This is a genomic window from Gemmobacter sp., assembly GCF_016792925.1.
Taxonomy (GTDB): domain Bacteria; phylum Pseudomonadota; class Alphaproteobacteria; order Rhodobacterales; family Rhodobacteraceae; genus Gemmobacter.
This window is the reverse complement of record NZ_JAEULU010000172.1, coordinates 1-8283: the sequence shown is the minus strand read 5'-3', so window position 1 is coordinate 8283 and position 8283 is coordinate 1. Positions and strand designations below refer to the sequence as shown.

Below are 8283 nucleotides of genomic sequence, written 5' to 3'. Positions count from 1 at the left end.
CATTCAAGTCACCATCGGAGGAATACGGGCAAGGCTTTGCTTGCGCAAAATCACGGGCCGCTCGCGCCAGGGCACGAAGCCATCGGTCGTGGCGGCATAGAGGCCAGCCCCGCGCGCGATCTCGGGCGCGTCATCCAGGGTCATGCGGCCATAAACATAGGTCCAGCCGCCCGGCTGGCTCAGCGCCACGGCGCAGCCATTGTCACAGGCAGACAGGCATTCGACAGCGCGCAACGTGACACCCTCGGGCACCAGCGCCAGCAGATCGGCATGCAGACGCGCACCGGGGCAGGCTTCGCCCTCCGGCACGGGCTGGCCCGCGCGGCAGGTGGTGCAGACGTAAAGAACGGTGCCCATATGGCCCCCCGGTTCGGCACGAACGGGAACGTGGCCAACGGCCGGGCAAAGCCCAAACCCGAAGGTCACGGAACACCCCGTCCGCGCATTTCAGTGCAGGCGATGGCAGGTCTCCCGGCTTGCGGATATCAGGGCCATCGGCCCCGGCGCCCCATCCACCTTCCCGGCCTTGCGGCCAGTGGCATGAACGGGTCTTTCCGGTCACGGTCGCGGGGGCGGCTGCGCTTCGGTTCCCCGACCCGATGGGTCGCAAAACCTGTCGCATTCCCTTTTCACCTGTCTTACCACAGGCACCAGCGCTCAGTGGCCCATACCTCTGCCATTTGCGGGGGGCCTGTCAAGTAAAGGACCGTCACGATGACCAACGCAAGCGACATGCCGACGACGACCGAGGCGGAAGATCTGGCCCGCCATGCCACCAAGATGGCCAAGAAAAAGGCAGCGCGCGATCGGATGATGGCGGGCAAGGAGGGCGAGAAGGGCCTGATCATCGTGCATACCGGCGCGGGGAAGGGCAAAAGCTCCTCCGGCTTTGGCATGATCCTGCGCTGCATCGCGCATGAAATGCCCTGCGCCGTGGTGCAATTCATCAAGGGCGCATGGGATACCGGCGAACGGCGGCTGATCGAGGGCAACTTTGCCGATCTGTGCCAGTTTCACGCCATGGGCGAAGGCTTCACCTGGGAAACGCAAGACAAAAGCCGCGACATTGCGGCAGCACAGCGCGGCTGGGAAAAGGCAAAGGAACTGATCCGCGACCCCGAAATCCGCTTTGTCCTGCTGGACGAGATCAACATCGCCCTGCGTTACGACTACCTCGACATTGACGAGGTTCTGGCCTTCCTGCGCGACGAAAAGCCGCCCCTCACCCATGTCTGCCTGACCGGACGCAACGCGAAAGAGACCCTGATCGAGGCCGCCGATCTGGTGACCGAGATGAGCCTGATCAAACACCCGTTCCGCTCGGGCATCAAAGGTCAGGCCGGGGTCGAGTTCTGATGCCTTCGCCCCTGCGACAAAGCCCCGGGGCGCTGCCCCGGACCCCGGGATATTTTTGCCAAGATGAAAAGGCGGGCGCGCGCTTGTCTTTCATCTTGGCGGCAAATATCCCCGCCGGAGGCTCCCGCATGATCCGCAGCGCAGGAGGTTGGGCGTGAAGGCGCTGATGATTCAAGGCTGCGGGTCGAATGTCGGCAAGTCGATGCTGGTGGCCGGGCTGTGCCGGGCGGCGAAGCGGCGCGGGCTTTCAGTGGCGCCATTCAAGCCGCAGAACATGTCAAACAATGCCGCTGTGACGGCGGATGGTGGCGAGATCGGGCGGGCGCAGGCCTTGCAGGCTTTGGCCTGCGGTCTGGCGCCCATCGTCGATATGAATCCTGTGCTGCTGAAGCCGGAATCGGACTCTGGCGCGCAGGTGATCGTGCAGGGGCGGCGCACCGGCACCTTGCGGGCGCGCGATTATGCCAAGCGCAAGCCAGAGCTTCTGGGCGCGGTGCTGGACAGTTTCGGGCGGTTGCGCGACGCGCATGATCTGGTGATCGTCGAAGGCGCGGGCAGCCCGGCCGAAGTGAACCTGCGGGCGGGCGACATTGCCAATATGGGCTTTGCCCGCGCCGCCGATGTGCCGGTGGTTTTGGCGGGGGATATTGACCGGGGCGGGGTGATTGCGCAGATCATCGGCACGCAGGCGGTGATCGACCCGGAAGATGCCGCCATGGTGGAAGGTTTCCTCGTCAACAAGTTTCGCGGTGATCCGCGCCTGTTCGACGATGGCTATCGCCTGATCAAGGCGCGCACCGGCTGGCGCGGTTTTGGCGTCTTGCCATGGTTCGCGCAGGCCCATCTGCTGCCGGCCGAGGATGCGCAGGATCTGGCCTCGGGGCCGGTGACGGATGGCGTGTTGATCGCCTGTCTGATGCTGTCACGCATCGCGAATTTTGATGATCTGGACCCGCTGAAGGCCGAGCCGGGTGTGCATCTGGTGATGGTTGCCCCCGGCCAACCGATCCCGGCGGAGGCGCGGCTGGTCATCCTGCCCGGCAGCAAATCCACCCGGGGCGATCTGGCCTTTCTGCGCGCGCAAGGCTGGGACATCGACCTTGCCGCCCATATCCGGCGCGGCGGGCATGTGTTGGGGATTTGCGGCGGCTATCAGATGCTGGGCCGCAGCATTGCCGACCCGGAAGGACAGGAGGGCACAGCGGGCTTTGACTCCGGCCTTGGTCATCTGGATGTGAACACGGTCATGACCCCTGACAAGCGGTTGGCGCGTGTCACCGCCCAGCACGCCGCCAGCGGCCTGACGGTGGAGGGCTATGAGATTCACATCGGCCGCACCGATGGCGCGGATTGCGCCCGCCCCTTTGCCTTTGTCGAGGGGCGCCCCGAGGGGGCGATCAGTGCCGATGGCCGCATCACCGGCAGTTATCTGCACGGGCTGTTCAGCTCGGACGCTTTCCGGGCGGCCTATCTGGCGGGGCTGGGGGTCGCGGCCAGCGGTCACGCCCATGCCGCAACGGTCGAGGCGACTCTGGAGGCGCTGGCCGATCATGTCGAGGCGCATCTGGACGTGGCGGGGCTGCTGGGTCTCGCGCGCTAGCGCGGGGCCCCAACACTTTGCGTCAGCGCTGCTCCCAGCGGTCGCGGAACACCAGATCCTCCAGCGGCAGGCGGTCGCGCCAGCCTTTCACTTGCAGTTCCGGCTGGTCATAAAGCTGGTCCACATGGCCGATGCACAAATAGGCCACCGGCACCACATGATCGGGCAGGCCCAGAATGGCGCGCAGGTCGGTATCGTGGAAGATGCTGACCCAGCCCACCCCCACCCCTTCGGCCCGCGCAGCGAGCCACAGATTTTGCACCGCGCAGACGGTGGAATAAAGGTCCATATCGCGGTTATGGGTGCGGCCCAGCACCACCTCGCCGCCCCGCGTGCGGTCGCAGGTGATGCACAGGTTCACCGGCGCATCGGTGATGCCTTGCAGCTTCAGCGCCGAGTAGAGCGGGCGGCGATCCTCGGGGAACATCGCCTCGGCCTCGGCATTGGCGCGAGCAAAGGCGGCCTGCACCTGTGCCTTCACCCCCCCGTCGCGGATGACCAGAAAGTTCCAGGGCTGCATGAACCCGACCGAGGGCGCGTGATGCGCCGCCCGCAGCAGCCGGGTCAGCAGCGCCTCGTCCACCGGGCGATCGGTGAACTGGCTGCGCACATCGCGGCGGCTGAAGATGGCGGCATAGACCGCCGCGCGGGCGGCCTCGTCAAAGGCGGCGGCCTCGCAAAGGTGAGACTCGGTGGACATGACATTTCCCCTGTCGCTGAAACAAGGCGCCGGTTGACCAGCTGGCGCCCCCGTTCCGTCTGGCCGGTCTTCTGACTTGGTTTCACCCGGCCCCGCACCTTCCCGGCCCGAGGACCAGTGGCATCTGCGGCGCCGTCCACCTTACAGCGTTGGGCACGTCGCGGCCTTGCACCGCGTTCCCGATTATCCGGGGCAGGGTTTGACCCCGGCCCCGGCACCAGACAGCCCACAGCTAACGCCTTGGGCGCGGTCTGGCAACTGCCTTAGCCAAGCAGCCGGGCGCAGAAGGGATAGGTGGTCATCCGCTCCACGCCAGTTTCGGTGATCAGGAACTGATCCTCCAGCTTGACCCCCTGCGCTGCCGCCTCGGCGCCGATATAGCTTTCGACGCAGATCACCATGCCCGGCTCGAACGCGCCCGCAAACCCGTAGGGCTGCCCGGCAAAGGCATGGGGCACATAGGGAAATTCGCCGCATAGGCCCAGACCATGCGCCAGACAGTAATAGCCCCAGCCCTGATGTTCCGGCGGCACCGGCCAGGCGGCGCGGGCAAAGGCCTCATAGCTGACGCCCGGCCCCAGCAGCGCGGCATTGGTCTGCAACTGATCATGCGCGCGGGCATAAAGGCTGCGTTGCACCGGGCTTGGCGGGGCATCGCCGCACAGAAAACTGCGCGAGAAATCCACCGCATAGCCCTGCCAGCCAAGCGCATCGGTATCGAAACAGACCAGATCGCCCGCCTGCATCCGGCGCGGCCCGGCCTCTTGAAAATAGGGGAAGGTGCGCGGGCCGGACTGGAACAGCCGGGTCGAGACATATTCGCCCTCGGTGGCGATCAGATGGCGGTGAAAGGCGGCCCAAGCCTCCACCTCGCTGGCGCCGGGGGTGATGGCGGCCTCCAGATCGGCGGCGGCATCCTGCACCAAGGCCACCGCCTGCCGCATGGTGGCGATCTCGCATGGTGTCTTGAGGCGCCGCGATTCGGACAGCAGAGCGGTTGCGTCGCCCAGATGGAGGCCCTGCGCCCGCAGCGCATCGCTGACCGGCGGGTCAAAGCCTTCGATGGCGAGGCTGCCCCCATCGCCATGGCTGCGGCACAGATCGGCGATCTCGGCGGCAAAGCGCGCGGCCGCAGCCGAATAGCCCGCCCCCGACAGCGCGGTCAGCCCCGGCGCCGGGCGCACCTGATCGACACCGGGTTGCCCCTCGGCCAGATGCTCGCAACCTGCGAATTCGTAAAGGATCGACGGTCCGTCGGCAAAGAACAGCAGCATGCGGAACGGCCCCATCAGGCTGAACACCGTCATGTTGCGCGCGCCGCTGGCGTAAAGAATGCTGATCGGTTGCGAGGTGAGCAGCGCAGGCACCCCCCGCGCCCGCATCACCCCCCGCAGCCTTGCGGCGCGGCTGCCGATCAGCGCCGCGCCCTCCGGCGCGTCAGAGTTTGACATGCCCGACGGCCTTCTTTTGCGCTTCGTCCAGCGCATCGGCATAGCCCGCATCGGCATAGCGGATCACACCAAGCGCGGTGTCATTGGTCAGCGCCAGTTTCAAGCGCATATCCGCCGCCTCGGTGCCATCGGCCACGATGGTCACGCCAGAGGAGGTCATATAGCCCGCGTAACCGCCGCCACCGGAATGCACCACCACCAGATCGGCCCCCGAGGAACAAAGCGTCATCGCGCTGATCAGCGGCCAGTCGGCAATGGCATCCGAGCCGTCGCGCATGCCTTCGGTCATGATGTTGGGATGCGCCATGGCACCGGCATCCAGATGGTCGCGCGAAAACGCCACCGGCCCGGCCAGCTCGCCCGAGGCCACCATGCGGTTCACCGCGCGGGCCAGCTCGGTGCGCTCGCCATGGCCCAGCCAGGCGATGCGGGCGGGCAGGCCTTCAAACGGCACATGGGCGCGGGCCAGCCTGATCCAGTTCGTCACGATGCCATTCTCGGGGAACATGCGCAGCACCAGATCGTCGATCCTGGCAATGTCGCTTTCCTCGCCCGACAACGCCATCCAGCGGAACGGCCCGATGGCGCGGCAAAACAGCGGGCGCAGATAGGCCTCGGTGAAGATCGGAATATCGAAGGCATTCTCGATCCCGCCCTGCTTGGCCTGCGTGCGGATCAGGTTGCCATTGTCGAAAACCTCGGCCCCGCGCGCCTGAAACTCCAGCATCGCCGCGACATGATGGGTGATCGAGATGCGCCCCGCCTCGATCAATTCCTCGGGGTTCTGCTCGCGCAGGCGGCGCACGCGCGGCAGGTCATAGCCCGCCGGGATATAGCCATAAACCAGATCATGCGCCGAGGTCTGGTCGGTCACGATGTCAGGGGTGATGCCGCGCGCCGCGATCTCGGGGTAGATCTCGGCGGCATTGCCGATCAGCGCAATGGAGGTTGCACGGCCCTCGGCGCACGCGGCGTCGATCATCGCCAGCGCGCTATCCAGATCGGGGGCGATCTCATCGAGGAAGCCGATGTCCTGACGCATCTTCGCCCGGTCTTCATCCACGTCGATGCACAGGATCGCCGCCCCGGCCATCCGCCCGGCCAAGGGCTGCGCGCCGCCCATGCCGCCCAGACCGGCGGTCAGGATGAAACGTCCGGCAAGGCTGCCGCCGAAGCGGCGCTCGGCGATGCGCATGAAAATTTCATACGTGCCCTGAATGACCCCCTGCGAGCCGATATATTGCCAGGCTCCGGCGGTCAGCCCGCCCCAGCAAATCAAGCCCTTGCGCTCCATGTCGTAAAACACGTCGGCCTTGGCCCATTGCCCCACGATATTGCAATTCGCCATGATCACCATGGGCGCGCCGGGATGGGTTTTCAGAATGCCCACCGGCTTGCCCGACTGGATGATGAGGGTTTCATCCTCCTCGATCTCGGTCAGGCTTTTGACGATGGCGGCATGGGCGGGCCAGGTGCGCGCGGCCTTGCCAAGGGCGGCATAGACGATCAGCTTGTCGGGTGCCTCACCCACGGACAGCACATTTTCCAGCAGCCGCAGCAGGCCTTCGGCGCGCCAGCTTTTCGCGCGCAGCGCCGGGCCGCCGGGGATCGGGAAGTCGGGGTGGCGGGGGTTGGGCTTAGGCATGGGTCTGCTCCAGCGCATATTTGGCCAGTTCGATGCCCATGGCGCGTTCGCAAGGCGGATAGACCGCCGGGTCCAGCACACCCGCGCCCAAGGGGATCACCGATTTCGGCACATGCAGCACATGAATGCGCATGCCTTCACGCAATTGGCCCACCGACAGCGGCTCGGCCTCCTCGGACAGGGTGGTGATCACATCGGGGAAGCTGGCGATGCGGGTGCCGCCGGCATCGTCAATCGCCATATATTCGTTCATCACATGCAGCGTCACCGCATGGTCACCGCTGCCCACCGTCACGGTGCCGATGTCAAAGGCCTCGTTGGTGTAATGAACATCTTTCTTTGTGATCACACCCTCGATCAGGATGGCCCCTTTGGTGCCCTCCACAATCGCGTCGATCACCGCCGCCGTGCCCTTTTTCTCGGCCGCCAGAATGGCATGGCCCAGATCCAGCGCCATCGAAATACCGCCAAGCGCCGCATTCCGCGCCACATAGCTGGCCCGCAGCGGGTTGCGGGCCGAAGCGATGAAGCCGCCCGACATATCGGAGGCCGTGCGCAGAATGGGCGAGACCTTGGCCGTCGCGCCGCGCGTCACCAGTTCGATATAGCGGTTCTGTTCGCGGTTGCCGCCCACGGCGGTCTGGATCATCTGCTCCGGGCTGCCCGCCATGCCGATGGAACCCATATCGCCGGTGGGATGCGCGCGAATATCCCCCACTGCATCCACCACCTTGCAGCCCAGGATCGACGAGGGCAGCCAGGCATTCAGCGTCGAGGATTTGCCATTCTGCCCCACCATCAGCCCGGCAACCGGGGTGCCAAGCGCCTCGTTCAGCAGCTGCACCGCCTTGATGTAATCCACCCCGCGCATTTCCCATGGCGTCGTGGAGGCGGGGGCGCCGATGGCGGCGGCGGTGGCGACCCAATCCTCCTCATTCAGCTCGTCGATGCTGACCAGCTCGGGCTGGCCCGCGCCCACGGCGGCATAGCCCAGCTTGCGGCCATGATCCGCCCAGCCCCCGCCCCCGGCAGCATAGACCGAGCCGCCACGCACGGCGGGCTCCACATCCTTTTCGGTCAAGATACGGCGCATCTTACTCTCCTTTCTGTGCGTCAAAGGCGAGGATGGCCTCGGCCATCACCTCCGCCCCAAGCGCAATGTCATTGGTTTCCGCCCATTCTTCGGGGCAATGCGAGCGGCCCTCGCGGCAGGGCACAAAGATCATGGCGGCGGGGGCGATGCGGGCGATGAAGGCCGCGTCATGCCCGGCGCCCGAGGCCATGCTGAGCTGGCTGGCCCCACAGGCGGTGGCCGCCTGTTCCAGCAGCGCGATCAGCCCCGCATCCATCGGCGTGGGCGGATTGTCCGACAGCACCCGATGGCTGGCGGTGATGCCCAGCGGAAGCTCGGCCAGACGCGACTCCAGCCAGGCCAGAAAGCCCTCCATCCGGGCGCGCTCCACCGCGCGGGCGTCGATCAGCAGCCGCGCCGCGCCCGGCACCACATTGGCGGCACCCGGGGTGATGGAAA

General features: G+C 66.1%; 8 protein-coding genes and 2 riboswitches. Of the genes, 2 read left to right on the top strand and 6 right to left on the bottom strand.

Features of this window, described 5'->3' with window-relative positions; all coding sequences use genetic code 11:
• Nucleotides 1-3: 3 nt before the first annotated feature.
• On the bottom strand, nt 4-357 hold the full coding sequence (locus JNN06_RS08195; RefSeq protein ID WP_291239103.1) for a DUF1636 domain-containing protein: 354 nt from the start codon (nt 355-357) through the stop codon (nt 4-6).
• An 86-nt stretch (nt 358-443) separates the two neighbouring features.
• Nucleotides 444-670: riboswitch (cobalamin riboswitch) on the bottom strand.
• 44 nt (nt 671-714) lie between these two features.
• Here JNN06_RS08195 and cobO point away from each other — a divergent pair.
• Both cobO and JNN06_RS08185 read left to right on the top strand, forming a co-directional pair.
• Nucleotides 715-1356: a cob(I)yrinic acid a,c-diamide adenosyltransferase gene (cobO, locus tag JNN06_RS08190; RefSeq protein WP_291239102.1), complete on the top strand. Its 642-nt coding sequence runs from the start codon at nt 715-717 to the stop codon at nt 1354-1356.
• 154 nt (nt 1357-1510) lie between these two features.
• Nucleotides 1511-2956 (top strand): cobyric acid synthase, encoded by a 1446-nt coding sequence (locus JNN06_RS08185; protein ID WP_291239101.1) that lies wholly within the window; start codon nt 1511-1513, stop codon nt 2954-2956.
• 22 nt (nt 2957-2978) lie between these two features.
• Here JNN06_RS08185 and bluB read toward each other — a convergent pair whose 3' ends face one another.
• The 5 genes from bluB to JNN06_RS08160 all read right to left on the bottom strand — a co-directional run.
• A complete protein-coding gene (gene bluB, locus JNN06_RS08180) occupies nt 2979-3656 on the bottom strand; it encodes a 5,6-dimethylbenzimidazole synthase (protein ID WP_291239100.1) in 678 nt (225 codons plus the stop codon).
• A 43-nt stretch (nt 3657-3699) separates the two neighbouring features.
• Nucleotides 3700-3893: riboswitch (cobalamin riboswitch) on the bottom strand.
• A 26-nt stretch (nt 3894-3919) separates the two neighbouring features.
• The gene (locus JNN06_RS08175; protein WP_291239099.1) at nt 3920-5107 is read right to left on the bottom strand and encodes a Xaa-Pro peptidase family protein; all 1188 of its coding nucleotides are present in this window, start codon (nt 5105-5107) and stop codon (nt 3920-3922) included.
• A complete protein-coding gene (locus JNN06_RS08170; RefSeq protein ID WP_291239098.1) occupies nt 5094-6752 on the bottom strand; it encodes a urocanate hydratase in 1659 nt (552 codons plus the stop codon). The genes JNN06_RS08175 and JNN06_RS08170 overlap by 14 nt, the downstream gene beginning before the upstream one ends.
• Nucleotides 6745-7845, bottom strand: coding sequence for a DUF917 domain-containing protein (locus tag JNN06_RS08165; protein ID WP_291239097.1), 1101 nt, complete (start codon nt 7843-7845; stop codon nt 6745-6747). Before JNN06_RS08165 ends, JNN06_RS08170 begins: the two co-directional genes overlap by 8 nt.
• 1 nt (nt 7846) lies before the next feature.
• Nucleotides 7847-8283, bottom strand: a 437-nt coding sequence (locus JNN06_RS08160) for a M20/M25/M40 family metallo-hydrolase (RefSeq protein WP_291239096.1), incomplete at its 5' end; no start/stop codon positions are given.